Below are 24,695 nucleotides of genomic sequence, written 5' to 3' on the forward strand. Positions count from 1 at the left end.
GGATATGGCCATACTGTTGGGTGATATATCATAAATAGAGGGAAACGTGTACGGAGTTTCCGTGCTCGCAGTCAGGCAGTTACGTTCCGGCGGTTGGATCTCCTCTCGCGTCTCTGTGGTTTCATTCGCGAGGATCTCGATAGGCAAGAGCCACGAGCCCTTGCTCGCTCCGCTCGCAAGGATACCGCCGATCTCTGTTCGGCGAACCCTCGCTCGCTACGCTCGCAAGGACGACGACTACTTGACTCCGGAACAGACACTCTCGCGTATGCAACCGACGATGAGCGGGACCTTCCGGGTGTTACCGGGCCGGGACGACGGGGAGTGGCTGTTTCTCGACGTCGAGTCGGCCGACCCGACCTACCTGCCGAGGAGCGGCCACGACGCCGCCGGGGTCGCCGATCTCGAACCCGGTTACCGCGTGGACGCCGCGGTCGAGTGGCGCGACGACGACCCGGTGGTGGTCGACCTCGACGTCCGCGACGGGACGCTGTTCGAGTTCGTCGACGGGACCGATACCGTCTTCGAGGCCGCGGAGGAGACCTGGCTGAACGCGCGCGCCGACAACGCGGGGATGAACGCGGACGTGACCTACGGGACGGACGGCGACGCGAACGGCGTCGTCTACACCTTCGCCGAGCAGGGCGGCGAGCGCGACCTGTTCGCCGAGTTCCGCGACGGCGTCCGGCCGCTCGACCCGCTCATCGCCCGCCTCGCGGAGGGCGAGGAGCCGCCGTTCGAGGTGTTCGTCATCCGGCCGGCGGCCGAGCCGTTCGTCATCGTCTACCTCGTCATCGAGAAAGGCGGCCTGCTGGCGAACACCGTGCGGGACACCTACGACTGCCCGCGGGCGGACGACGCCGAGTGACGATGACCGGGGAGGAGACCGCGGTCGACGTCCACGGCGTGCGGGTCCGCGGCGTCGGCGTCGGTCCCGAGACGCGCTGTGCCCACTACGACCGTCCGCGGGACGTCATCGCCGTCCGGTTCGCGTGCTGCGGGACGTACTACCCCTGCTTCCGGTGTCACGCCGCGGTCACCGACCACGACGCCGAGGTGCGCCCCCGCTCGGCGTTCGAGGAGCCGGGAGTGCTCTGCGGCGTCTGCGGTGCCGAGCTTTCGGTCCGGGAGTACCTCGACGCCGCCGACGCCTGTCCCCGCTGCGGCGCGGGATTCAACCCGGGCTGTGCGGACCACTACGACCGGTACTTCGAGACGGGGTAGCGCGTCGGGGCGACGATCGCCACCGTCAGGGACGCCGGCTCGGTCCCTCGCGGCGAGAAGGCGTCACTCCTCCGGATCGAAGTCGAGCGACGCGGAGTTGACGCAGTAGCGCTTGCCGGTCGGGTCGGGGCCGTCGTCGAACACGTGGCCGAGGTGGCCCTCGCAGCGCGCGCAGACGATCTCGGTCCGCGTCATCCCGAGGCTGTCGTCGCGGCGCGTCTCGATCCGGTCGGGGTCGACGGCGTCCCAGAAGCTCGGCCACCCGGAGCCCGACTCGTACTTCGTCTCGGAGTCGAACAGCGGCGCGCCGCAGCCGGCGCAGACGTAGGTGCCGTCCTCCTTCTTGTCGAGGTACTCGCCGCTCCTGCGCGGTTCGGTGCCGCCCTCGCGGAGCATCCGGTACTCCTCGTCCGTCAGGCGCTCGCGCCACTCCGCCTCGGAGTCCGGCAGGTCGTCGGTCGCGGTGTCGTTCGACATACTCACAGGTAGGAGCCCCGTCGGGATGGGTGTTGCGACCGGGGAACGAGCCCGCACCGACCGGCCAGACGTCGCCGAGATGAGGAACAGCTCGGTCCCCGAGGCGACCGACGTTTTTGCCAGCGGGTGTGGTACACCGAGGCATGGACGTGAACGAGGTCATCAAGTCGATCGACGCGGCGAGAGACGAGTCGCTCAGCGAGAGCCGGAAGCGCGAGTCGGAGTACGACCGCCGTCGACAGGCGTACAAGAAGGCGATCCGCGAGGTCCGCGGGACCGCCGGCAACGACGAGGCGCGGGCGCTCGCAGACTGGATCGAGGCGCGCATCCGCGACGACGGCGAACTGCCGCGCGCGAGGGAGGTGCGTCAGAAGGGCGCGGACGTGGTCAGGGAGAGCGGCCGCTCCGTCTCGACGGGGTCGTGGCTCGGCGCGTGATCAGTCGGTCAGGCGCTTCACCGCGTCGCCGAACGCCTCCGGGAGCTCGCCCGCGATGACGTCCGTGTCCGTCTCGCCGTCCACGTTGACGAGGTACGTCCGGCCGCGGACGTCGCCGTACACCTCCTGGAAGTCGTAGACGAACCCGTAGACGTTCGCGTCCTCGGGCACGTCGTCGGCCTCGCGGAGGAACGCGACCTGCCGGTCGACGTTGTACTCGACGAGCTGATTTATGACGTCGGCTTCGGATGCGTCCTCGTCGACCGCGTCGCTCGCTAGCCCGTCCTCGACGACCGGGACGAGCGACCCGACCCACTTCATGATGCCCGGCGGCTCCTCGCCGGCCTCGCCGGTGACCGCCCGGTACGCCGCCGTCACCGCCCCGCAGCCAGTGTGACCGACGACGGCGACGGTGCGGGTCTCCGTGTGCGCGATGGGGTAGAGCAGGTTACCGTTGACGACCTGCTCGCCCTCGTGGTCGTCCCACGTCTGGTTGCCGACGTTGCTCGGCGTGAAGATCCAGCCCGGCTCGTCGACGTCCCACATCCCCTCCTGGGACACCCGCGAGTCCGAACAGCAGACCGAGACGACCGACGGGCGCTGTTCCTCCTGCACCTCGTCGAAGTAGTCTTCGGGCAGGCTCTCGACGTGCGAGCGGTTCCCCTCCAGAAGGTCGAGCAGCGTCTCGTCCATACGACCCGTTTCGACGAGGGGGTAAAAACGAGTACTGGTCCGCGACGGCGCCGCGGCCGTTTTGTGAGCGGGCGTCGTCGGGCGAACGATGGAGGCGCTCAACCTGTGGCTCGCCGTCGTCGGCGGACTGACGCTCGTCCTCGGCCTGTTCGCGGGGCTGTTGCAGAGCCGCGCGTACGTCCTCTCGGACCCGATGGTCGCCACGCTGGTCGGCGTCGCCGTCGGGCCGTACGGCCTCGCCGTACTGCGGCTTTCCTGGGTCGGCGACCCCCTCGCAGTGCTCGAACAGGTCGCCCGCCTCACCGTCGCCATCGCGGTGATGAGCATCGCCCTGCGCCTCCCCGACGAGTACTTCTGGCGGCAGCGGCGGGCGCTGTCGGCGCTGCTCCTCGCCGGGATGACGGGGATGTGGCTCGCGAGCGGCCTGCTCGCGCACCTGATCCTCGACGTGCCCGTCTGGGTCGGACTGCTCGTCGGCGCGGTCGTCACCCCGACCGACCCGGTCATCGCGAACACCATCGTCACGGGTGGCACCGCCGCGGAGAACATCCCGACGCGCCTCCGGAACCTCATTTCGGCTGAGGCGGGCGCGAACGACGGTGGGGCGTACCCCTTCGTCTTCCTCGCGATACTCGTCCTCTCACACCCCCTCGAAACGGCGGCGGTCGAGTGGGTGACGGAAACGCTGCTCTGGGAGGTCCTCGGCGCGGTCGCGATCGGCGCGGTGGTCGGGGCCGCCGCCGGCTACGCCGAGCGCTGGACGGACCGCCAGGAGTTCCTCGACGAGACCTCGGTGCTCACCGTCACCGTCGCGCTCACGTTCACCGTCCTCGGGGCCGTAAAGCTGCTCTCCAGCGACGGCGTCCTCGCGGTCTTCGCGGCGGGGTTCGCGTACAGCGTGCTGGTCGACCCGGCCCACGAGGTGCAGGAGCAGCGGTTCCAGGAGGTCGTCAATCGGCTGTTCACCGTCCCGGGCTTCGTCGTCTTCGGGATGGCGCTCCCGTGGTCGGCGTGGTTCGCGCTGGGATGGTCCGGCGCGGCGCTGGTCGTCGGGGTGTTGCTGCTCCGCCGCATACCCGTGGTCCTCGCCCTCCGGAGCGCGCTCGGGCCGATAGAGCGCACGCGCGACACGCTGTTCGTCGGGTGGTTCGGCCCGATCGGTCTCGCGGCGGTGTTCTACGCGACGCTCGCCGCCCGCCGCACCGGCGACCGCCGGGTGTGGGTCGTCGCCAGCCTGCTCGTCGCCGGTTCCGTCGTCGCACACGGCGCGACCGCGACGCCGCTGACGCTGCGGTTCGGTCGCGCGGAGCGGGAGGAGAACGGGGACGGACGTGACGACAGTGAGAACGGGGACGGGTCCGACGGCGGCGAGGCCGACGACGGCGCGGTGACCGGGCAACCCTGTAGTCTCGACCCGCGGAATCCGCCTCCATGACGCAGAGCGACGACGCCGCGGCGGACCTGCTCGCTCTCCTCGACGAGTTGCGCGTGATCGCCGAGAACGGACTGGAGTACGCCGACGACCCGTACGACGAGGAGCGGTACCGGCGGGTCCGCGAACTCGTCGCGGAGCACTACGGCCGGGCGCTCGACCTGCCCGACGAGATGGTCCGGGAGCGACTCGCCGGCGAACTCGGCCACGTCACGCCGAAAGTCGGGGCGACGGCCGCGGTCGTCGACGACGGGCGCGTACTGACGATGCGGCGACCCTGCGGCGACTGGTGTCTGCCGGGGGGCAACGCAGACCCCGGGGAGGACCCCGAGGAGACCGTCGTCCGCGAGGTCCGGGAGGAGACCGGCCTCGACGTCGAGCCGGTCGAACTCGTCGACGCCTACGAGTTGCCGCCCGGGACTGACTACGACCCGCACGGCGCGGTGACGCTCCTCTACCGCTGCGAGCGCGTCGGCGGCGACCTCGAACTCTCCCGCGAGGGCGAGGCGCTCGACTGGCGCCGGCCGGGCGAGGTCGACGGGTGGTTCTTCGACCACGAGCGGTACGCCCGGGACGCGCTGGCCGGCGTCGGCGGCCCCGACGACCCGTAAACGGGACGTAACGACCGCCCGATGCCCCACCTCGCCGACGTCGACGGGATCGGCGAAACCGCTCGCTAACGACGCTATCGCGGACAAGCGGTTCATAACAATGGGCGGCCGTGCGGTGAGAGCGGACACGATGCCACCGACAGGGGAGTCCGGCGACGAGGCGACAGGGATCGATCGACGGACCGTCATCCGGGCGGTCGGCGGCGCCGCCGCGGTCGGCGCGTTCGCGACGGGGGCCGCCGGCGACGACGACGGCGAGGGGGCCGCCTACGCGGTCGCGCAGGGGGACGCCTGCGTCCCCGTCGTCCCGCTGTCCGGCGACGAACCGGTCGAGGACCTGTACGACCTCCAGATCCCGGACAAGTACGGGGGCGACAACGGGGCGAGCGACGACGGCGGGCCGTACTTCCAGTCGAACGGGACGAAGGACCTCCAGGCGGTGAACGCGACGATAACCTTCCTCTACGACGGGCCGGACGGTCTGAGCCTCGTCGTCGTCCACGACAGGCCGGGCGACGAGGCGGGCGGCGCGGTGAGCTGGACGGTCCGGGACGCCCCTGAGGACGCGGAGTGGGCGGTCAAAGACGACCTGTACCTGGACGGCGGCGAACCCGACCAGAACAACTACGACCGCTGGGACGTGGGCGGAACCACCCACCAGATCGACTGGACGTGGGGCAGCGCCGGCACCGACGGCGGCGCGCTCCGGGGGCTCGGCGAAGCGACGATCACCATCGTTCCGGCGTTCAACGAAGAGTCCGCGCTCTGGGGCGAGCACTACGCCGAGGACCCGATCACCGACTGGCAGGTCCTGTCGTTCCCGGACGGCCGGGACTCCCCCAAGCGGACGTCGCTCGACCTCGACCGACCGATCGCGATCGGGGCCGGCGCGTGCGACGCGGGCGTCAAGAGCGAGGACGAGAGCGCGGCGTCGGACGACGGCGAAAGGGCTCGGGTCGAAATCGACGTGAAACCGGGGAGCGACCACAACCCGATCAACCCGCGGAGCCGAGGCGTGATCCCGGTCGCGATACGCGGCGGTGACGAGGTCGACCTGGACGAGATCGAGACGGACGAACTCGAGTTCGGTCCGAGCGACGGCGAGGGAGAACGAGAGATCGACGGCGACGGCGCTTCCCCCGCTCACGGCGGCCACGGCGAGCCGATCGACGGCGACGACCGCAACCGCCTCGTCGTCCACTTCCCCGCGCACGAGGCCGAGTTCGAGCACGGCGACACCGTCGCCGTCCTCACCGGCGAGACCGACGAGAGGGAGTTCTTCGGGACGGACGAGGTGACCATCGTCGGGAACGGTGGAGACGACGAGGACGACGATGATCGGGACCGCGATGACGACGATGACCATGACCGTGGTGACGACGACCGCGACGAGGACGACGATCGTGACGCCGACGATGACCGTGACGAGGACGAGGACGACGACCGCGATGACGACGACCGCGACGAGGACGAGGACGACGACCGCGACGAGGACGAGGACGGCGGACCCGGCCGCGGAAACGGGAACGGAGGCGGACGCGACAACGGCAACGGGCGCGGGAACGGAAACGGCCGCGGGAACGGACGTGGGAAGGGCCGCGGCAACGGTAGATAAGCCGCGACCACGTGCAGGCGCTGCTCCCGCAGCCTCTACACTCGATCGCCCACCTCGGTCCGCGGCGGCTCTCCCTCGGCACCGTCACCGACTGACCGCTAGCGAGTACGCGAGCACGCCGCCGAACACGGTGACGTAGTACAGCCAGTTCGGCCAGCCCATCGCCCGGAAGGCGAACGACGTCGCGGCGACCCACGCGACGACGAGGACGATATCGACCGCGAGGGACTGCCAGGGGACGGCGGCGACCGCCGATCGAGCGGAAGCGAGCGGGCCACGGGACTCGGAGTCCATGGCCATACCGTCCACGCGCGGAGTGGTAAAGGCGCGCCTCAGAAGTGCAGGCCGTACGCGTCCAGCAGGTGGTACCCGGCGGTCCCCCACGCGAAGTTCGCCCCCGGCCACCAGGTGCGAGCGTTGTTGATGCCGCCGACGAGGACGTAGTCGTCCGGGTTCTCCGGGTCGGCGTGGAAGTTGACCGAGCCGCTGTCGCCGTCCTGCAGCGTCCCCTCGTCGCCCCACTTGAGCTGGCCGGACTTGCACGCCTCACCGGCGTAGCAGGTCATCCCGTCGACCCCTTTTATCCGCCCCGATGTCCGGTCCGTCATCGCGCCGAGCTTCGTCAGCGGCTCGTCCCGCGCCGTGAGGTCCGCCAGTCCCATCTTCGTGTACTGGCCGATGACCGTCGAAGGCGACGCCCGCTCGATCTCCGACGATGGCCGGTACTCCGAGACGGGCGCGACCCGTACCACGTCGGCCTCCGGGTATCCCCGGACGACGTCGCCGACGTGGTACGGATCGTCGTCGTACAGCACCGCCAGCGGTTCCCCCTCGTGTTCCGTCTCCTTGGTCCCGGACGCGCCGTACACGTGGTTCGACGTCGCGAAGAACCGCTCCCCGGTCTCGGCGTCGTACAGCGCCGGCGTGAGCGTGCCGAACTTCTCGCCGCCCTCGCAGATGATCCCGCCGGGGACGCCGTCCGGGTTCAGGTCCGCCACCTGGTGCGCGTCCGCCAGTTCGAGGTCCTCCTCGGCCTTCGGCGGAATCTCGTCGACGACGTTCACCTCCACTTCGACCCCCTCGGTCAGGTTCTCGAGCGTCTCCGAGACGCTCTCGTCGGTCGCGTCGACGGATATCGACGCCTCGGGGTCGCTGTAGCTCCCCGGGACGATGAACGATCCGAGCAGCGGAGAGAGTCCCGCCTCTCGGATCTTCTCCTGAACGCCGAAGGCCAGCCGCACGCTCTCGTGCCAGGCGACCGGCACGTCCTTGGTCCGCGGTTCGAGCGTCTCCGCGTCCGGCGACGGCCGCGCCATCGCGTAGGTGATCGTGTCGAGGTCGTCCGACGAGACGTACTCCGCCCCGTAGCCCAAGACGAGCGCGCCGCTCACGCCGAGGTTGATCCCGGTCCGTAGCAGTCGGCGGCGGCTCAGGCGCGCCCCCGTTTCACCGTCGCTCTCTCCCCCACTGTCGCCGTTAGTTTGCTCTCCTTCCGCCACGTCGGAATAACGTACGACGCGTGCGTTTAATGGGCTTGTGCCGCATGATCTCGGAGAGAGGTATTTTCGAAGGGTCGTAAGCCGCCCGTAGAAGCGAGAGTCGCTAGAGATCTCGTCCGGGGGCTTCCTCTGCCGTCTCCTCGACGCCTTCCGCGAGCGCCTCTTCGGCGCCTCCCTCTCGGTACTCCTCGATCATCTCTTTGAGGATATTGACTACGTTCATGAGCATTCATTTTATTTATATCGAAAATTAATTTTCCGATATCACCAAACTATCTCACACAGTCCATCACGGGCAGCGAGCCCAGCGAGCGGCCGTCCCGAACCGAGACCGTGACGCGACGGCGTCCGGGTGCGGCGTGCGGGATCGAACCCAGCGTGGTGTCGCACCGCTCCCGGAACGTTCCGCATCGCCGGGGATGAACTACAAGGACGCGGAGGTCGATTTTCGGGTATGGAGTCCAGTCAAGACGACGGCGGCCGCGGTCGACTCGCCCGCAAAACTCTCACTGCAGTTCTGGCGCTCGTCGCTGTCAGTTCGCTTCGAAAGGGGAAGCGATTGCGGGGTGCCCTCGCGGCCGCCGGCGCGGCCGCGCTCGGCTACCAGGCGACGTCCGGGTCCGGCGACCTGGAGGAAACGCTAGAGAGCGTCACCCCGGGCGAGAGTGCAACGTCCGCGGCCGACACCGACGACAGGAGCCAACTCCGCTGTGCGGCCTGCGGTGAGCCGATCGTGCCCGGACAGAGCCGCGGGCCGAACGAGAACGACGAGATCGTTCACGACGACTGCCTGGAGGCGTAAGCGCGCGACGACAGTCGAGGAAACCCGCTCAGCGATGTCTCGTCTAGTTCAGTAGCTGATCGGGTCACGTGCTTTCCGCTCGGCGTGACAGCCTCCTGAAAAAGTATACCGCCTCCCGGATTCGAACTACGCGAACGCCTCGCTACGCTCGGCGTTCTCTACTTCCAATCCGTCCGGATATCGTTTTCAGAATCCGCCGCGCTCGCTTCGCTCGGCAGTCGGATTCAGAGAAGTGCCGCCTCCCGGATTTGAACCGGGGACAGCTCGATCTTCAGTCGAGTGCTCTCCCAGTCTGAGCTAAGGCGGCTCGTCCGTCGAACGCATTCACCTCTCGGTCGATGCGGGCAAAAAGGATTTCGAAACACGGCGGCCGATTACGGCAGTCGATAATGCGGGTCAGACCTCGCCGCGGAAGACGTACTCTTCGAGTGTCTCCCCCGCGAGCGTCGTCGGTCGCGTCTCGACGCGCTCGAACCCGCGGGCTCGGTAGAACTCGACGCCGACGGAGTTGTCGGCGAGCACCAGTATCTGGATCTCGGACGCCCCGCGATCGGCGAGGTACGCCTCCACCGCGTCGAGCAGGCGCGTACCGATGCCGTCGCCCCACCGGTCCGGATGGACGTAGATGCTGGACAGGCGGCCGACCGACTCCGTGCGGGGGACGTCGCCGCTGGCGTAGCCGACTACGCCGTCGGCCGCCGCGACGAAGTGTCCAACCGAGGGTTCCGTCACTGCTCGTTCGACCGCCTCCGGCGAGTACCACCGGGCGAGACACTGCGCCCGCGTCTCCGGGGCCAGGATGTCGCCGTACGCCGCCTCCCACCCGGCCTCGGCGACGCGGCGGATACCGTCGACGTCGTCGAGCGTGGCCCTTCGGACCTCCACCGTCATACGGACGCGTTCGACCGCCCGCGTGAAAAGCCCGGGTGAGAGCGAGGGAAGGCGTTTTGCCGCTCGGCGTGCGACGTTGCCGCATGGGCGACCCGGCCTGTTACCGCGACTACTGCCCGGAGTGCGACGCGCAGGCGACCATCGTCGACGGCGAGTGTCCGGAGTGCGGAGCCGATCTGAGCGAGGCCGATCGGTGACTGAAATGTCAGGAAAAATGGGTTCGGGCGGTTTCGAACCGCCGATTTCGGCCTTGTAAAGGCCGCGTCATGACCAGCTAGACCACGAACCCGTATCCGAAGGAAGTCTCTCGGGAGGAATAACTGTTACTTTCCTCGTCGGAATCGATTAGGGGAGAGAGCCCGATGGAAGAAACATGGAGCGCTGGAAGGTGCTGAACGTGGCGGGCGTGTTCGTCGTCCTCGCGCTGGTAGGCGGCGCCGCCGTTCAGGCGGGACTCGTGGCGAACCCCTTCGTCGACGACCGCGACCGGGCGACGGTGACGGTCACTGACGGCGACGGGGGCAACGGGACGCTGGCCGTCGTGGAGGCGGAGGTGGCGGACACGAACCAGGAGCGGTACACCGGACTGAGCGACCACGAGTCGCTGGAGAACGGGTCCGGGATGCTGTTCGTCCACGACGACGAGAACGACCGGACGTACGTGATGCGCGAGATGGACTTCGGCATCGACATCGTCTTCGTCGCGGCGAACCGGACGATTACGACCATCCACGAGGCGCCGAAACCCGGGCCGAACGAGGACGGCGAGCAGCAGCGGTACGGCGGCGTCGCGAAGTGGGTGCTCGAAGTGCCGAAGGGGTACACCGACGCGCAGGGCATCGAGGAGGGCGACCGGATCGAGATCGAGTACGGAAACGGGACGGCCAACGCGAGCGAGAACGCGACCGTGCGGATCAACGAGTCCGAGCGCCGCTTCGTCAACGGGTGGTCGCCGTGAACGAGCGGGTGGCGGCGCTCGCGGACCAGCGGGGCTGGCGCGCCGAGGACTTCGCCGCGAGGGTCCACTACGAGGGCGCCGGCGACCGGTACAGCGTCGAGTACTACGCGCCGAGCGGCTGCGTGCTGTACTGGAAGGTGAAAGGGGACGGCGAGACCGCGGTGCCGGTCGGCCGCGAGACGGTGCCGGACCCGTTGCGGGACCGCATTCGGGAGGACCTCGCCGACGCGGGCGTCGACCCCCAAATCGAGGGGCGCTCGCTCTGAGTGTTTCGATTCGAAAGAATGGCTTTTCACCGAGTAGCCGTTGCCCTTAGCTAATGGGAATCCACGAGGAGGACGACGACCCCTTCGAGGAGCAGCGCGAGAGCGCCGAGAACCCGATGGGGCGGCTGTTCGGGGAGTACGGTCGCGAGAACGCGCTCCAGTTCGTCGTGGGGCTCGTCGCGAGCATCTTCGCGCGGCTGCTCGACCTCGTTCCGCCGGTGCTACTCGGGTTCGCGCTCGACTCCATCTTTCGGGACGAGAAGTCGTTCACGGCGCTGTGGCTGGTCCCGGACGCGTGGCTCCCGGCGGACCCGCAGGACCAGTTGCTGTTCTCCGTCGGCGTGATCGGCGGCGCGTTCCTCTTCGGGGCGGCGTTTCACTGGATCCGCAACTGGGGCTGGAACTCCTTCGCGCAGAACATCCAGCACGCGGTGCGGACGGACACCTACGACAAGATGCAGCGGCTGAACATGGACTTCTTCGCCGACAAGCAGACCGGCGAGATGATGTCGATCCTCTCGAACGACGTGAACCGCCTGGAGCGGTTCCTCAACGACGGGATGAACTCCATGTTCCGCCTGTCGGTGATGGTACTCGGCATCGCCGGCATCCTCTTTTACTACAACTGGCAGCTCGCGCTGGTCGCGCTCGTCGCGGTGCCGCTCATCGGCCTGTTCACCTACAAGTTCATCCAGACGATCCAGCCGAAGTACGCGGACGTGCGCTCCAGCGTCGGCAAGGTCAACTCCCGGCTGGAGAACAACCTCGGCGGCATCCAGGTGATCAAGACGAGCAACACGGAGGAGTACGAGTCGGACCGCGTCGAGGACGTCTCGCGGGACTACTTCGACGCCAACTGGGACGCCATCGCGACGCGGATCAAGTTCTTCCCCGGCCTGCGCCTGCTCGCCGGCGTGAGCTTCGTGACGACCTTCCTCGTCGGCGGCTACTGGGTGCTCATGCCCTCCGCGGCCGGCGGCCCCGGGCCGCTGACCGGCACACTCAGCGAGGGGGAGTTCGTCACGTTCATCCTGCTCACGCAGCGGTTCATCTGGCCGATGGCGCAGTTCGGACAGATAATCAACATGTACCAGCGCGCCCGCGCCTCCAGCGAGCGCATCTTCGGCCTGATGGACGAGCCGAGCCGGATCGAGGAGGACCCCGCCGCGGAGGAACTCACCGTCGGGGACGGCGACGTCGAGTACGACGGCGTCAGCTTCGGCTACGACGACGGCGAGACGATCATCGAGGACGTCTCCTTCGACGTCGAAGGCGGCGAGACGCTCGCGCTGGTGGGGCCGACCGGCGCCGGCAAGTCGACCGTCCTGAAGCTCCTCCTGCGCATGTACGACGTCGACGACGGGGCGATCCGTATCGACGGCACCGACCTCCGCGATGTGACGATCCCCAGCCTCCGGCGGTCGATAGGCTACGTCAGTCAGGAGACGTTCCTCTTCTACGGTACCGTGAAGGAGAACATCACCTACGGCACGTTCGACGCGGACGAGGAGGAGATCGTGGAGGCCGCGAAGATGGCCGAGGCCCACGAGTTCATCACGAACCTCCCGGACGGCTACGACACGGACATCGGCGAGCGCGGCGTGAAGCTCTCCGGCGGCCAGCGCCAGCGCATCTCCATCGCCCGGGCGATCCTCAAAGACCCCGAGATCCTGATCCTCGACGAGGCGACCAGCGACGTGGACACGGAGACGGAGATGCTCATCCAGAAGAGCCTGGACCAGCTCACCGAGGACCGCACCACGTTCGCCATCGCGCACCGGCTCTCCACGATCAAGGACGCCGACCAGATCGTCGTCCTGGAGGAGGGGCGGATCGTCGAGCGCGGCGCGCACGAGGAGCTGCTGGAGAACGACGGCCTCTACGCCCACCTCTGGGGCGTGCAGGCGGGCGAGATCGACGAGCTGCCGGAGGAGTTCGTCGAGCGCGCGGCGAAGCGGCAGGCGCGGACCGAGAGCGTCGACGACTGACCGGCGCTGAGTGGTGCCGAGGCACCGCGGTCGTCGTTCGCAGTCGACGACTGACCGGCGCTGAGTGGTGCCGAGGCGCCGGCTTACCCGTCCGCGTCGGGATCGGAGTCCGGCTCGGGTTCCGCCAGCGCGGGCGACGCGGCGACGCGTTCGAGGAACCGCCGGACCTCGTCCACGTCGGCGACGCGGTAGTCCGCTGCCGTCTCTCCCTCGCCGACCTTCACGCCGACGCCGCCGTCCGGAAGCGCGCGGAAGGCCGCCTCGTCCGTGACGTCGTCGCCGACGTACGCCGGGACCCACGTCTCGTCGTCCGGGACGAGGCGGTCGCGCAGCCACTCGACGGCGCGGCCCTTGTCCCAGTCGACGTCGGGGCGGAGTTCGAGGATCTCCTTGCCCTCCGTCACGCGGAGCGGCGTGTCCGCGGCGGCCTCGCGGACCCGCTTCTCGACTATCGGCACCTCGTCGTCGTCGACCATGCGGTAGTGGACCGTCGCCGTCACCCGCTTGTTCTCGACGATCGCGCCCTCGACGCCCAGCGTCTCGCGCAGGTGCTTCGTGACCGCGCGCAGCGTGTCCTCGGCTTCCTCGGCGGCGGGGTGGACGGTCGTCTCCCCGTCGGCGTGGAGTTCGAGGCCGTGGTTGCCGGCGTAGGCGATGTCGTCGACGGTGAGGCGCTCGCGCAGGTCGTCCAGCGCGCGGCCGCTGACCGCCGCGACCGCCGCGTCGGGGACCTCCCGAAGCAGTTCGAGCGCGTCCTCCGCGGCGGGATCCATCGCCGCCGCGTCGGGGCGGTCGACGATGGGCGCGAGCGTGCCGTCGAAGTCGGTGAAAAGGGCGAGACCGTCGGCGTCCGCCGCGCGGTCGGTCAGGGCTTCGGCAGCGGCGTCAGCTCCGTTCTCGCCGGTATCGGCGGCCATCAGTGGAACTGGCGGCGCTGCGGCGGTTCGTACTGTTGTCCGGTCTGTACCGAGCGCGCCGCACGGAACTGGCGGGCGATCCAGGCGTACACGTCGTTCTCGTGGACCTGATCCCCGAGGGTCTGCATCCGCCGCCGGCGCTCGTCGTCGGGCGTGCGGAGGCCCCGCTCTATCGCGTCGGCGACGGCGTCGACATCGTAGGGGTTGATCAGTTCGGCACCGTCCCCCAGTTCCTCCGCCGCGCCGGCGAACTCGCTCAGGACGAGCGTGCCCGGTTCCCCGACCTTCGCGGCGACGTACTCCTTGGCCACGAGGTTCATCCCGTCGCGGACCGGCGTGACGAGCGCCAGGTCGGCGCCGCGGTACAGCCCCGCGAGGTGGTCCTGGGAGAGCATCTCGGTGGTGTAGACGATCGGCTGCCAGTCGTCGGTGCCGAACCGCTCGTTGATCTCGGTCACCCGGTCGTCGATCCGGTCCTGCAGGCGGCTGTACGCCGGGATGGAGCTCCGGCTCTCGGCCCCCTTCTGGACGAACGTGAGGTCACCGCGCCACTCGGGCGAGCGCTCCCAGACGCGCTCCAGCGCGTCGAGGCGGCGCTCGATCCCCTTGGTGTAGTCGAGGCGGTCGACGCCGACGGCGACGCGCGTGTCCTCGCCGATGTCCCACTCGTCGCGGAACGCGGTCGAGAACGCCTCGGCCTCGGACGACCGGGCCTGTTCCGCCTGTGCGTCGGCGTCGATACCGAGGCGGAACGGGCGGACGGTGGTGGTCTCGCCCCGGTAGCGGACCGACCCCGTGTCGCGGTCGACGGAGGCGTCGAGCGTCCGGTCGACGCAGTCGAAGAAGTTCCGGCAGTAATCGGGCGTATGGAACCCGAGGAGGTCGTTGGCGAGCAGGCCGTCGAGCACCGCGACCGCCCGCGGACAGATCTTGAACGAGTCCCACCCGGGCCACGGCAGGTGCCAGAAGTGCATGCAGAACGCGTCGGGCAGGAGGCGCTCGCGGACGATTCGGGGCGCCAGCGAGAGGTGGTAGTCCTGGAACCAGACGACTGGTTCCGGGCCGTCGGCGGCCGTCGTCACCGCTTCGGCGAACTGGCGGTTGACCGCCTGATACTGCTCCCAGTCCGACGTGGAGAAGTGGACTCGCGCCGTGTCGCTGTGACACAGCGGCCACAGGGTCTGGTTGCTGAAGCCGTAGTAGTAACCCTCCAGCTGCTCGTCGTCGAGCCAGACACGCTGGAGGTCGTAGGAGGGGTCGTCCGGCGGGACGCGCACGGCGCCGTCCTCGCTCACGTCGCGGTCGGCGTCGCCGCTCCCCCAGGCGACCCAGGTCCCGTTGACCGTCTGCATGACGGGATCGAGCGCCGCCGTCAGTCCGCCCGCGGGGCGGTCGACGGTCACCTCCCCGTCCTCGTACTCGTGGCTGTAGGGCTGGCGGTTCGAGACGACGATCGGCGCGCCGTCACCGTCGAGCAGCGACGCCGCGCGCACCGCCTCGGAGACGTTATCGCCGGCCACGACGATCACCCTCCGCGGAGCGACGCGCACGGATGCCCGGTCCGCGTACCCGGTCCGCCCGGAAACGGTTGCTGTAGATCGACCGCCGTACGCTACTCTCGGGGTGCATGTGGATGTACGTCCCGATAGCCCAACCGAACGGTTAATATGCCGAGACAGTTTCGGGAGATTCAGGAGATAGCGTATCGTTACCGGGGCGGAAACGCTGCCTTACGAAAGCGGATCCCGGCTGTAGTTTTAGATCGTTGCCATAATGGCGGCCTAGAACGACTCCTGGTCTCTGGAGGCCTCCTGCCCGGACTCGTCCTCGTCCTCGTCCTGGCGGTCCTCGCCGGGCGCGGGCGGCGTCCGGTCGCTGTAGTTCTTCCGGCCGATGGCCTCATCGCCGACCATATTGAACACGGCCGTGCGGACGCCCTCGGCCGATTCGTACGACTGGTCGCCCATCGGTTCGAGGAGTTCGCGGAATGTGGCCTCCCCCTCCGAGAACGTGACGGTCTCGTCCCCGTACGCGTCGAGCAGTTCCTCCGTGTCGGCAGGATAGTCGTGGTTCTCGATGTCCTCTTCGAGGTCGCCGAAGTCCACACCCATCTCCGTTTCGTCGTCTGTCATAGGAATTTCCCCGCCTGAAACGACGAGAAGCGAACTCAAACCGTTTGCCCCACCTATAAATCAACCGAGGTGCAGCGTCGGTACGTGCACCTGACCGACGTCACCTGGACGGACGCCGCGGCCGCCGAGACGGACCTCGCCGTGGTGCCCGTCGGCAGCACGGAACAGCACGGCCCTCACGCGTCGCTCGGTACCGACGCGATCACCGCCGAGGCCGTCGCGGCGGCGGGCGTCGAGGCGTACGACGGCGAGGTCGTCGTCGCCCCGCCGGTGACGGTGGGGGTGGCGGAGGAGCACCGCCAGTTCCCGGGGACGCTGTGGGTGAGCGAGGACACCTTCCGTCGGTACGTCCGCGAGACCGTCGACAGCCTCGCGTACCACGGCTGGGACCGGGTCGTGCTCGTCAACGGCCACGGCGGCAACGTCACCGCGCTCCGCGAGGTCGCGGGGACGATCACCCGACGAGACGACGCCTACGCGGTCCCGTTCACCTGGTTCGACGCCGTCGGCGAGCACGCCGCTGACATGGGCCACGGCGGCCCGCTCGAAACCGCGCTCCTGCGTCACGTCCGTCCGGATCTGGTCGAGGAGGACCGGGTCGACGAGGCGAGGGAGGGGGCGAGCGACGGCTGGGGGGACTGGGTGAGCGGGACGAACCTCGCGTTCGACTCCGCGGAGTTCACCGAGAACGGCGTCGTCGGCGACCCCGGCGAGGGCGACGCGGAGCGCGGCGAGGAACTGCTCGACCTGGCAGCCGCGGCGCTGGCGGAGTTGCTCGACGCGGTCGAAAAGCGGGACGTGAGCCGACCGCCCGACCGGTAGTTACTCCTCGTCTTCCTCGTCCTCGGCGTCGTCCGCTCCCTCGTCGTCCGCGTCTTCGTCCGCCGCGTCCGAGTCCCCGTCGGCGGCCGCCTCGGCGTCCTGTAGCGTCCCGCGGAGCTCCGGGACGGTGGCCGTGAGGTCCCCCACCTGTTCGGCGGCGTCCTCCATCCCCGCGAGAAGCTCGTCCAGCTCCTCGATGGCCTCCTCCAGGTCCTCGGCGTCGTCGAACGCGTCCGCGCGCTGGCCCATGGTGAACCACTTCTTCGCGTCGCGGAGCTCCTCCTCGGCGTCGCCGGTGTCGAGCGCCGATCGGAGCCCGTTGAGGACCCCGAGGACGTTGTCGGCGTCCGTCTCCCAGACGTCGTCGGCGTCGGGGAGTTCGGACCGGACGGCGTCCAGTGACTCCTCGACGTCCGCCCGCATCTCGGAGGCCGCTTCGCCGAACAGCTCGTCGTCGTCCAGGCTGGATTGACTCATACTGACAAATTCCACCCGGTCGACTTTAAAGAGTGGCCCGAAAGCGAAAGTGAAACGTGGGGATATCACGCCCGAGACAGGGGATCAGCGATACCGGCGGTCCGCGAACGTGAGTCGTTACCCCTCGACGTCGACGAGCTTCATCAGCGGGTAGCCGTCCTCCATCTCCATCCGCGTCCGGACGACGCGGCCCTCGTACTCGATGCGCATCTCGACCTCCATGAACCGGCCGGTGAGTTCGGTGTAGTCGGACGACGACTCCGCGAGTTCCGCTTCGAGCGCCTCGTCGAGTATCTCGACGGTCACCGACTCGCAGAACGGCTGGTTCTCGATGGCCTCGGCCATCGCCCGCTCCAGACTCCGGGCGCTGTCGGGGCTGACGGGCGTCCCGGCGAACTGGTGGTAGAGCGTGCCGAACTTGATGCCGGCCTCGAAGCAGGCCTCCTCGCGCTCTGTCGGGGTCATGGGCGACCCGAGACGCGCCCGGGGCAAGTGCGTTCCGTTCGGGTCCGCGACGCGTTCGACGCCCGGACCACCGCCGGTCGCCGAGCGCCTCGCGACCGCGCGTTCGCGCCGCGCCGACGACGTGAATCGCACGTTACTTATCCCGGAACGCTCTGGACTCACACGAATGGACGACCCTGTCTTGCTCACGGGCGCGGAGGGCCGTGTCGGGCAGGCGATCCTGGGCGAGCTGGCGGACGCGTACGAGTGGCGGCTCCTCGACCGGGACCCGCCCCGGAGCGACCCCCCGGGCGAGTTCGTCGTCGCGGACGTGACCGACGAGGAGACGGTCCGCGACGCGATGGGCGGTGTCGGGGCAGTCATCCACCTCGCCGGGGATCCCCGCCCCGAGGCCCCGTGGGACAGCGTACTCACCAACAACATCGACGGGACGAAGACGGTGTTCGACGCGGCGGTCGACGCCGGCGTCGACCGCGTCGTCTTCGCCTCCTCGAACCACGCCGTCGGCGCGTACGAGACCGACGAGCGGACCCCCGACATGTACCGGCCGGCGGACGACTTCCTGCTCGACGGCTCGGAGCTCCCCCGACCGAGCAACCTCTACGGCGTCTCGAAGGCGACCGGCGAGGTGCTCGGTCGCTACTACCACGACCACCACGACGTCTCCGTCTGCTGCGTCCGCATCGGCAACCTCACGGAGAACCACCCCCCGATCGACTACGAGCGCGGCCAGGCCATGTGGCTCTCCTACCGCGACTGCGCCCACCTCTTCGACCGCACGCTCCGGGCCGACTACGACTACGAGATCGTCTACGGGATCAGCGACAACGACCGCAAGTACTACTCGCTCGACCGCGCTCGTGAGGTCCTCGGGTACGAGCCGCAGGACAACTCCGCGCACCACAGCGACGACTGACTTTCGCTACTCGAACAGCCCGTTCACGTCCGCCGCTCGCCGGTCGCGCCGCGACACGTGGTCGGCGAGGCGCTGGTAGATGATGGCGCGGTTCTCCGCGTCCCGCGCGAAGTCCATCACGAGCGTGACGAACTCGCTGGTCCCCTGCCCGTCCGCCAGGTCTTCTCGACCGTACGCCGCCGCTCTCCGTAACACGTCCGCGTCGTACCGCTCGTACTCCTCGGCGAGCACTGCCGCCGCGACGGCCGCCGGCTCGAACCGGAGGTCGCCGAGCGAGAGCGCCTCGCCCTCGTGGGTGAGCCGCGGTGCGGGGCCGCGCTCGATCCGCTCCGGGTCGGCCCCGAGCTCCGAGAGGTGGGTCCGGACGGCCGCGACGTCGACGCCGCGGTACTCGTCCGGCAGGCCGGCGAGGTAGCCGCTCGCGCTCTCGACGAGGCCGGCCGCGCCCGCCCAGTTGCGCTCCGCGGCGTGGTGGACGGCCGCCGTGAACTGGATGAGACCGTGGAGCAGCCGCTCGTCGTCGGTCCCGCGGTCGAGGTCCAGCCAGTAGTCCTCCCAGGCGTCGTGCGCGGCGTGGTACTCGCCCGCGTTGTACACCGCGATCCCCGCCCGGAGGTGGTCGCGCATACCCGGCGTTCGGCCGAGCGGGCAAAACGCGTTTCGTTCGGGAGAAGCGGCTATCGGGGACACAGGCTCCGAGACGGTAGAGCGGGTGCTCGAAGAGGCTGAAATCGGAAGAAGCGTCCGGACGGAGATTTGAACTCCGGTCCCTGGCTCCGCAAGCCAAGAGGATAGTCCACTACCCTACCCGGACTCACTTCTACGTACCCGGGTGATACGTAAAGCGGTTACGGTATTCCCCCGCAGTGCGCCGGGATCACACGGGGCGGAGGAGCCGATCGTCCGCGAGCGCGTCCCGCCCGACGGCGACGGTGAAACAGCGGTTTGACCGTACGCAAGGGTTTTTCCGCCGCGTGGTACACTCGGAAGTATGAAACGACGGGACCTGCTTCGCCGCACGACCGCCGCGCTCGCCGTCGGCGCGGCCGCGGGCTGTCTCTCCGAGGGCGACGGGAGCGCCGGCGACGGAGAGACGACCGACGAAGCGGACGGTGACACGGAGACCTCAACGGACACAGAAACGACCGCGGACCCGGGGACGAGGGCCGACGAGACGACGGACTCCGAGACGGAGACTTCCACCGACTCGACGGGGAGCGAGACGCCGACCATCCGGGACCGGGGGATAGGGACGTACGAGGCCGAGTGCCTCTCCGCGGAGGACGAGGAGCGGGCGAGCGTGGCGTTCGACGACCACCGGATCGACGTCGAGGGGGCGGTCACCCTTCCGGACCCCTGTCACGAGCCGACGCTCGCGGCCGCCGAGTACGACGGCGACGCGTTAGTCGTGACCGTCGGCGCTTCGAGCGGGGACGACGCGGAGATGTGCACGCAGTGCACGGCGATCGCGGAGTACCTGATCCGCATCGGCTTCGACGAGGGAATCCCGTCGTCGGTGCGGGTCGAACACGAGACGACGGGCGAGACGCGGACGATCACCACTGCCTCGCCGTAGCAAGGGTTTAAGCCGTACCGGGGGGCAAACGGGGGGCGAGATGGTGGCGACCGACGGCCGACGATCGAGAGACCGCGGCGGGGCGAACCGGCAAGGACAACGCTTAAGCGCGGCCCAACCCTGCCTGTCCGTATATTCATGGGCGAGATAGAGGATATCTATGCGGACCTCGACGCCGACGTTTCTCTGGAGGAGTTCCGGGAGGCCGTCGAGGAGAAGGTCGATCAGATGGGCGGGCTGGCCGACGAGGAGACGGCGGCGATGCTCATCGCCCACGAGCTCGACGAGAGCGAGGTCGACGGCGTCGCTGACGTCGAACCCGGGATGGAGGACGTCGAGTTCACCGCGAAGGTGGTCGGCGTCGGCGACGTTCGCACGTTCGAGCGCGACGGGGAGGACGAGGAGGACGGCCGCGTCGTCAACGTCGAACTGGCCGACGAAACGGGGTCGATCCGCGTCACCTTCTGGGACAAGATGGCCGAGGGCGCGGTCGAACAGCTCACCGTCGGCGACGTCATCGCGATCAAGGGCCGCCCGAAGGAGGGGTACAACGGCGTCGAGGTCAACGTCAGCGACGTCGACCCGGACGCCGACGAGGAGATCGACGTGCAGGTGCAGGACACCTACCGCGTCGAGGACCTCTCGCTCGGCCTCTCGAACGTGAACCTCGCGGGCAAGGTGCTCGACACGGAGTCCGTGCGCACCTTCGACCGCGACGACGGCAGCGAGGGGAAGGTGTCGAACCTCGTGCTCGGCGACCCGACGGGCAAGGTCCGCGTGACGATGTGGGACGGCATGGCCGACCGCGCCGAGGAGCTCTCATCGGGACTCTCCGTCGAGGTCGTCGACGGTTACGTGCGCGAGCGCGACGGCTCGCTCGAACTCCACGTGGGCGAGCGCGGCGCGATCGAGGAGATCGACGAAGAGATCGAGTACGCCCCCGAGAGCACGCCCATCGAGACGCTGGAGATCGGCCAGACGGTCGACATCGGCGGCGTCGTCCGCTCGGCCGACCCGAAGCGGACGTTCGACCGCGACGACGGCAGCGAGGGGCAGGTCCGAAACATCCGCGTGCAGGACGACACCGGCGACGTGCGCGTGGCGCTGTGGGGCGACAAGGCGGACAAGGACATCGCGCCGGGCGACGAGGTCGCGGTGGCCGACGTGGAGATACAGGACGGCTGGCAGGACGACATCGAGGCCTCGGCCGGATGGCAGTCGACGGTGACGGTGCTGGACGAGGGCGACGCCGCCGGTGGAAGCGGCGACGGCGGCGACGGGTCCGCCGACCTCGACTCGTTCGGCGGGAGTTCCGACGACGCGTCGAGCGACGACGCGAGCGCGACGAGCAGTGGCTCGTCCGACCGCGGCGACGACGCTGCCGGCGGGGCCGCGTCCGGCGGTGCCGCCGCGGCGGTCACGGCCGACGGCGAGGAGGTGGAGTTCACGGGCACCGTCGTGCAGGCGGGCGAACCCGTCGTACTGGACGACGGCGAGGAGACGATGAGCGTCGACACCGACGAGGACGTCCGACTGGGCCAGGAAGTGACGGTGCGCGGGACCGTCACCGACGGGCGGATCGACGCGGACGACGTGTTCTGAAACGGATAATTCCGGACTGAAACCCCCGCAGATAGGCGAAACGCCGCTACGAAAAAGGTTAAGGGCGCGACCGACCCGGGTTTTGGTATGAGCGTTGAGTTACCGTTCGCCCCGGTCGACACCATTATTCGACGGAACGCCGGGGACCTGCGGGTGAGCGCCGACGCGGCGGAGGAACTCGCGCGACGCATCCAGAACCACGGGGCGACGCTGGCCATCGACGCGGCCGAACGCGCCACCGAGGAGGGCCGCAAGACGCTGATGGCCGCCGACTTCGGCGTCGAGCAGGTCGTCGACAAGGACTCGCTGGAGCTGCCGGTCGCCCCCGTGGACCGCATCGCGCGAATCGAGATCGACGACAGCTACCGGGTCTCGATGGACGCGCGGATCGCGCTCGCGGACATCCTCGAGGACTACGCCGACAACGTCGCGGCCGCCGCCGCGACGCTCGCGCGGCACGCCGACCGGCGAACCATTAAGGACGAGGACATCGAGACGTACTTCAAGCTCTTCGATTGATGAAGTTCGGCTACAGCGAGGTCTGCCTCGAACACGACACGGGCGAGCGCCACCCCGAGATCCCCGACCGCCTGCGGGCGATCCGAGAGGGACTGAAGCGGGAGTACGGCGTGCAGTATGTCGACCCCGCGCCCGCGGACGAGGCGGCGATCGAGGCGGTGCACGACCCCGACTACGTCGATGAGTTCCGTCAGTTCTGCGCCGACGGGGGCGGGAACTGGGACCCCGACACGGTCGCCGTCGAGCGGACCTGGGACGCCGCCCTCCAGAGCGCCGGGCTGGCGCAGTGGGCGGCCGAAGAGGCGCTCGCTGGAGCCGACGGCAGGGACACGCCGTTCTCGATCGGTCGGCCGCCGGGCCACCACGCCGTCACCGACGACGCGATGGGGTTCTGCTTCGTGAACAACGTCGCCGTCGCCGCCCAGACCGCGCTCGACGAGCACGACGAGGTCGACCGCGTCGGCGTCGTCGACTGGGACGTCCACCACGGCAACGGCACGGAGGAGATATTCTACGACCGCGACGACGTCTACTTCGTCTCGACCCACGAGGAGGGGATCTACCCCGGCACCGGCGAGGTCGACGAGACCGGCGAGGGCGACGGCGAGGGGTATACGCTGAACGCCCCGCTCCCCGCCGGCTCCGGCGACGCGGAGTTCGCCGCGGTCTTCGACGACGTGATCGCGCCGGCGCTGGCGGAGTTCGACCCCGACCTCCTGCTCGTCTCCGCGGGGTTCGACGCCCACCGGCACGACCCCATCTCCCGCCTGCGCGTCTCCACAGAAGGGTACGGCGTCCTCACGGACCGCGTCCGGTCGATGGCAGACGAGACGGACGCGCCGCTGGCGTTCGTCCTCGAAGGCGGGTACGGTCTCGACGTGCTCGCGGAGGGCGTTCGGATGGTCCACGAGGTGTTCGACGGGCGGAAGCCGATGGAGACCGACGACGACGTCGACGACGACGTCCGGGAGCGGATCGCCGAGCTACGCGAGAATCACGGCCTCGGCGAGAAGTAGCGCGCGAGCTCCGCGCCGAACTCGCCGGCTAGCTCTCCGACCGCCTCGCCGACCAGCACCTCGTAGCCGTCGCGGAGCGTCTCCTCGACGGCCGCGCCGAGCCCCACGCCGAACAGCGCGTCGCTCGAGAGGAGGTCGGCGGCGCTCGTGAACGCCCGGTCGCGCTCGACGACGTACCGGTCGCCGTCGACGAACGGGCCGTAGTCGTCGGTGTCGGCGTACTTCTCGTAGAAGCCGGTCGCGTGCCCGCGGACGTGGACCGGCGGGCCGTCGTGGCGCTCGACCGTCGGGAGCTCCGCGACGGCGAGTTCGACGAACAGCACCGCGTCGCCGTCGGCGAACGCCGCGGCGCGCAACACGTCGAAGCCGCGGCGGTCGAGCTTCTCGGTCACGCCGGACAGCGACTTGCGGAGCTGGGGGTAGAGCTGGTCCTCGACGACGTCGGGCGCGTCGAAGCGGACGGCGAGCGGCGTCGTCCCGCGCTCGGCGACGTGCTCGCGCACCGCAGCGGCCGACAGCGGCTCCGGCGAGTCGGGAAAGAACAGGTCGGGCCGCGGGTCGTCGAGCAGTTCGCGAGCGTAGTGCTGGACGCGGGCGACGTTGTCGGGCGACAGCACGGCGGCGACGTTGCGCTCGGGGTCGGTCGGGTCGATGACGACCAGCGGGTCGTCGAACGTCGCCGCGCCGTGGTCCTCGGGGTCGAGGCGGACCGGCGGGTGCCAGTCGGCGGCGGCCTCGAGGAGCGCGCGGAAGCCGCCGTACTCCAGCACGAGGAGTTCGGTGAGGTAGCCGCTGAACCCGCGCGTCCGGAGGTCGCTCCCGTACGCGCCGATCCCTTTGAGGAACTGCTTGGCGAGGCGCACGTCGGCGGCGCTCTCGTCGTCCAGCCGCTCGCGGAGGTACTGCGTGTGAAACGGGGTCCGGTCGACGGCCGACTGGATCCGCGTCGCGTCGGCCACGTCGTAGCAGGGGACGAGGTCGACGTCGAACCCCTCGTACTCGCCGGTGACGTACGGGTGCTCGGCGTACTCCTCGCGGCCCTCCGGGAGCACCGCGTCGCCGACGCGGAGGCCGTACTCCTCCAGCGTCTCCCGGTCGAGGTCGGCAGGGAACCGGACGAACACGTCGATGTCGCGGTCGCCGCTGACCCAGGTCCCCCGCGCCGTGCTGCCGACCAGCAGCGCGTCGGCGTCCACGTCCAGGTCGGCGACGGCGTCCTCGGCGCGTTCGATCAGGTCCTCGGCGGCCGCCGAGAGGCGCTCGCGCTCCTCCGGGTCCGGGTCTATCTCCTCGCTGACCGCCCGAACGGCGGCGTCGAACGCGTCGTCCGTCATTGCCGGTCGGTTCTCGCCGTCGCGCC

28 protein-coding genes and 3 tRNA genes are annotated in these 24,695 nt (G+C 69.2%); 16 read left to right on the forward strand and 15 right to left on the reverse strand.

Going from position 1 to position 24,695, the window contains the following annotated elements; all coding sequences use genetic code 11:
* The first annotated feature begins 268 nt into the window (after positions 1–268).
* A complete protein-coding gene (locus tag D8670_RS12770) occupies positions 269–868 on the forward strand; it encodes a DUF6663 family protein (RefSeq protein WP_121818471.1) in 600 nt (199 codons plus the stop codon).
* 2 nt (positions 869–870) lie between these two features.
* Positions 871–1,224 carry a CHY zinc finger protein gene (locus D8670_RS12775; RefSeq protein ID WP_121818472.1) on the forward strand — a complete coding sequence of 118 codons (354 nt, stop codon included), beginning with the start codon at positions 871–873 and terminating at the stop codon, positions 1,222–1,224.
* Positions 1,225–1,287: 63 nt separating this feature from the next.
* Here the strand turns inward: D8670_RS12775 and msrB are convergent, their stop codons facing one another.
* On the reverse strand, positions 1,288–1,701 hold the full coding sequence (msrB, locus tag D8670_RS12780; RefSeq protein WP_121818473.1) for a peptide-methionine (R)-S-oxide reductase MsrB: 414 nt from the start codon (positions 1,699–1,701) through the stop codon (positions 1,288–1,290).
* A 143-nt stretch (positions 1,702–1,844) separates the two neighbouring features.
* Between msrB and D8670_RS12785 the strand changes: the two genes are divergently transcribed.
* Positions 1,845–2,138, forward strand: coding sequence for a hypothetical protein (locus D8670_RS12785; RefSeq protein ID WP_162994291.1), 294 nt, complete (start codon positions 1,845–1,847; stop codon positions 2,136–2,138).
* Here the strand turns inward: D8670_RS12785 and D8670_RS12790 are convergent, their stop codons facing one another.
* On the reverse strand, positions 2,139–2,831 hold the full coding sequence (locus D8670_RS12790) for a carbonic anhydrase (protein WP_121818474.1): 693 nt from the start codon (positions 2,829–2,831) through the stop codon (positions 2,139–2,141).
* 88 nt (positions 2,832–2,919) lie between these two features.
* On the opposite strand from D8670_RS12790, the gene D8670_RS12795 reads away from it, so the two are divergent.
* The 3 genes from D8670_RS12795 to D8670_RS20990 all read left to right on the forward strand — a co-directional run bounded on the left by D8670_RS12795 (position 2,920) and on the right by D8670_RS20990 (position 6,489).
* Positions 2,920–4,266: a cation:proton antiporter domain-containing protein gene (locus D8670_RS12795; protein ID WP_121818475.1), complete on the forward strand. Its 1,347-nt coding sequence runs from the start codon at positions 2,920–2,922 to the stop codon at positions 4,264–4,266.
* Entirely contained in the window at positions 4,263–4,874 is a 612-nt protein-coding gene (locus D8670_RS12800) for an NUDIX hydrolase N-terminal domain-containing protein (RefSeq protein ID WP_121818476.1), read from the forward strand. Before D8670_RS12795 ends, D8670_RS12800 begins: the two co-directional genes overlap by 4 nt.
* A 130-nt stretch (positions 4,875–5,004) precedes the next feature.
* Positions 5,005–6,489 carry a hypothetical protein gene (locus D8670_RS20990; protein WP_162994292.1) on the forward strand — a complete coding sequence of 495 codons (1,485 nt, stop codon included), beginning with the start codon at positions 5,005–5,007 and terminating at the stop codon, positions 6,487–6,489.
* Between the two features lie 84 nt (positions 6,490–6,573).
* Here the strand turns inward: D8670_RS20990 and D8670_RS12810 are convergent, their stop codons facing one another.
* Positions 6,574–6,783: a DUF8119 family protein gene (locus tag D8670_RS12810; RefSeq protein ID WP_121818477.1), complete on the reverse strand. Its 210-nt coding sequence runs from the start codon at positions 6,781–6,783 to the stop codon at positions 6,574–6,576.
* Between the two features lie 38 nt (positions 6,784–6,821).
* On the reverse strand, positions 6,822–7,988 hold the full coding sequence (locus tag D8670_RS12815) for a hypothetical protein (protein ID WP_121818478.1): 1,167 nt from the start codon (positions 7,986–7,988) through the stop codon (positions 6,822–6,824).
* Between the two features lie 454 nt (positions 7,989–8,442).
* On the opposite strand from D8670_RS12815, the gene D8670_RS12820 reads away from it, so the two are divergent.
* Positions 8,443–8,790, forward strand: a complete 348-nt coding sequence (locus D8670_RS12820; RefSeq protein WP_121818479.1) for a DUF2892 domain-containing protein — start codon at positions 8,443–8,445, stop codon at positions 8,788–8,790.
* Positions 8,791–9,023: 233 nt separating this feature from the next.
* On the opposite strand, the gene D8670_RS12825 is transcribed toward D8670_RS12820, so the two are convergent.
* From D8670_RS12825 to D8670_RS12835, 3 genes are all read right to left on the reverse strand, one after another.
* Positions 9,024–9,097 (reverse strand) — tRNA-Phe (locus D8670_RS12825).
* A gap of 89 nt (positions 9,098–9,186) precedes the next feature.
* Positions 9,187–9,681, reverse strand: a complete 495-nt coding sequence (locus tag D8670_RS12830) for a GNAT family N-acetyltransferase (RefSeq protein ID WP_121818480.1) — start codon at positions 9,679–9,681, stop codon at positions 9,187–9,189.
* A gap of 215 nt (positions 9,682–9,896) precedes the next feature.
* Positions 9,897–9,970 (reverse strand) — tRNA-Val (locus D8670_RS12835).
* Positions 9,971–10,054: 84 nt separating this feature from the next.
* On the opposite strand from D8670_RS12835, the gene D8670_RS12840 reads away from it, so the two are divergent.
* Genes D8670_RS12840 through D8670_RS12850 form a run of 3 tightly spaced genes read left to right on the forward strand, consistent with a single transcriptional unit; the run spans position 10,055 to position 12,893 of the window.
* A complete protein-coding gene (locus D8670_RS12840) occupies positions 10,055–10,639 on the forward strand; it encodes a DUF192 domain-containing protein (RefSeq protein ID WP_121818481.1) in 585 nt (194 codons plus the stop codon).
* The gene (locus tag D8670_RS12845; protein ID WP_121818615.1) at positions 10,636–10,905 is read left to right on the forward strand and encodes a DUF7538 family protein; all 270 of its coding nucleotides are present in this window, start codon (positions 10,636–10,638) and stop codon (positions 10,903–10,905) included. The genes D8670_RS12840 and D8670_RS12845 overlap by 4 nt, the downstream gene beginning before the upstream one ends.
* Before the next feature lie 53 nt (positions 10,906–10,958).
* Positions 10,959–12,893 (forward strand): ABC transporter ATP-binding protein, encoded by a 1,935-nt coding sequence (locus tag D8670_RS12850; RefSeq protein ID WP_121818482.1) that lies wholly within the window; start codon positions 10,959–10,961, stop codon positions 12,891–12,893.
* Between the two features lie 83 nt (positions 12,894–12,976).
* Here the strand turns inward: D8670_RS12850 and otsB are convergent, their stop codons facing one another.
* The 3 genes from otsB to D8670_RS12865 form a co-directional block, all read right to left on the reverse strand.
* Positions 12,977–13,810 (reverse strand): trehalose-phosphatase, encoded by an 834-nt coding sequence (gene otsB, locus D8670_RS12855; RefSeq protein WP_121818483.1) that lies wholly within the window; start codon positions 13,808–13,810, stop codon positions 12,977–12,979.
* Positions 13,810–15,330: an alpha,alpha-trehalose-phosphate synthase (UDP-forming) gene (locus D8670_RS12860; protein ID WP_233752239.1), complete on the reverse strand. Its 1,521-nt coding sequence runs from the start codon at positions 15,328–15,330 to the stop codon at positions 13,810–13,812. The genes otsB and D8670_RS12860 overlap by 1 nt, the downstream gene beginning before the upstream one ends.
* A 261-nt stretch (positions 15,331–15,591) precedes the next feature.
* Positions 15,592–15,942, reverse strand: a complete 351-nt coding sequence (locus D8670_RS12865; protein ID WP_121818484.1) for a DUF5789 family protein — start codon at positions 15,940–15,942, stop codon at positions 15,592–15,594.
* Positions 15,943–16,026: 84 nt separating this feature from the next.
* Between D8670_RS12865 and D8670_RS12870 the strand changes: the two genes are divergently transcribed.
* Entirely contained in the window at positions 16,027–16,764 is a 738-nt protein-coding gene (locus tag D8670_RS12870; RefSeq protein WP_121818485.1) for a creatininase family protein, read from the forward strand.
* Here D8670_RS12870 and D8670_RS12875 read toward each other — a convergent pair whose 3' ends face one another.
* Both D8670_RS12875 and D8670_RS12880 read right to left on the reverse strand, forming a co-directional pair.
* Complete coding sequence (locus tag D8670_RS12875) at positions 16,765–17,241, reverse strand: DUF5790 family protein (RefSeq protein WP_121818486.1); 477 nt, start codon at positions 17,239–17,241, stop codon at positions 16,765–16,767. It abuts the gene before it with no gap.
* A gap of 117 nt (positions 17,242–17,358) precedes the next feature.
* Positions 17,359–17,706, reverse strand: a complete 348-nt coding sequence (locus D8670_RS12880) for a dihydroneopterin aldolase family protein (RefSeq protein WP_121818617.1) — start codon at positions 17,704–17,706, stop codon at positions 17,359–17,361.
* Positions 17,707–17,872: 166 nt separating this feature from the next.
* On the opposite strand from D8670_RS12880, the gene azf reads away from it, so the two are divergent.
* Positions 17,873–18,622, forward strand: a complete 750-nt coding sequence (gene azf / locus D8670_RS12885; RefSeq protein ID WP_121818487.1) for an NAD-dependent glucose-6-phosphate dehydrogenase Azf — start codon at positions 17,873–17,875, stop codon at positions 18,620–18,622.
* Between the two features lie 6 nt (positions 18,623–18,628).
* On the opposite strand, the gene D8670_RS12890 is transcribed toward azf, so the two are convergent.
* Positions 18,629–19,249, reverse strand: coding sequence for a DUF309 domain-containing protein (locus D8670_RS12890; RefSeq protein ID WP_121818488.1), 621 nt, complete (start codon positions 19,247–19,249; stop codon positions 18,629–18,631).
* Positions 19,250–19,363: 114 nt separating this feature from the next.
* Positions 19,364–19,436 (reverse strand) — tRNA-Arg (locus D8670_RS12895).
* A gap of 177 nt (positions 19,437–19,613) precedes the next feature.
* Between D8670_RS12895 and D8670_RS12900 the strand changes: the two genes are divergently transcribed.
* From D8670_RS12900 to D8670_RS12915, 4 genes are all read left to right on the forward strand, one after another.
* A complete protein-coding gene (locus tag D8670_RS12900) occupies positions 19,614–20,198 on the forward strand; it encodes a hypothetical protein (protein WP_121818489.1) in 585 nt (194 codons plus the stop codon).
* Between the two features lie 138 nt (positions 20,199–20,336).
* Entirely contained in the window at positions 20,337–21,800 is a 1,464-nt protein-coding gene (locus tag D8670_RS12905; protein WP_121818490.1) for a single-stranded DNA binding protein, read from the forward strand.
* An 87-nt stretch (positions 21,801–21,887) separates the two neighbouring features.
* Positions 21,888–22,319, forward strand: coding sequence for a histone family protein (locus D8670_RS12910; RefSeq protein WP_121818491.1), 432 nt, complete (start codon positions 21,888–21,890; stop codon positions 22,317–22,319).
* Entirely contained in the window at positions 22,319–23,335 is a 1,017-nt protein-coding gene (locus D8670_RS12915) for a histone deacetylase family protein (protein WP_121818492.1), read from the forward strand. Before D8670_RS12910 ends, D8670_RS12915 begins: the two co-directional genes overlap by 1 nt.
* On the opposite strand, the gene cca is transcribed toward D8670_RS12915, so the two are convergent.
* A complete protein-coding gene (cca, locus tag D8670_RS12920; RefSeq protein WP_121818493.1) occupies positions 23,314–24,669 on the reverse strand; it encodes a CCA tRNA nucleotidyltransferase in 1,356 nt (451 codons plus the stop codon). The two genes, D8670_RS12915 and cca, sit on opposite strands and share 22 nt — an antisense overlap.
* Positions 24,670–24,695 lie beyond the last annotated feature (26 nt).

The sequence above is a fragment of the Halostella limicola genome, from assembly GCF_003675875.1.
Classification (GTDB): Archaea; Halobacteriota; Halobacteria; order Halobacteriales; family Natronoarchaeaceae; genus Halostella; species Halostella limicola.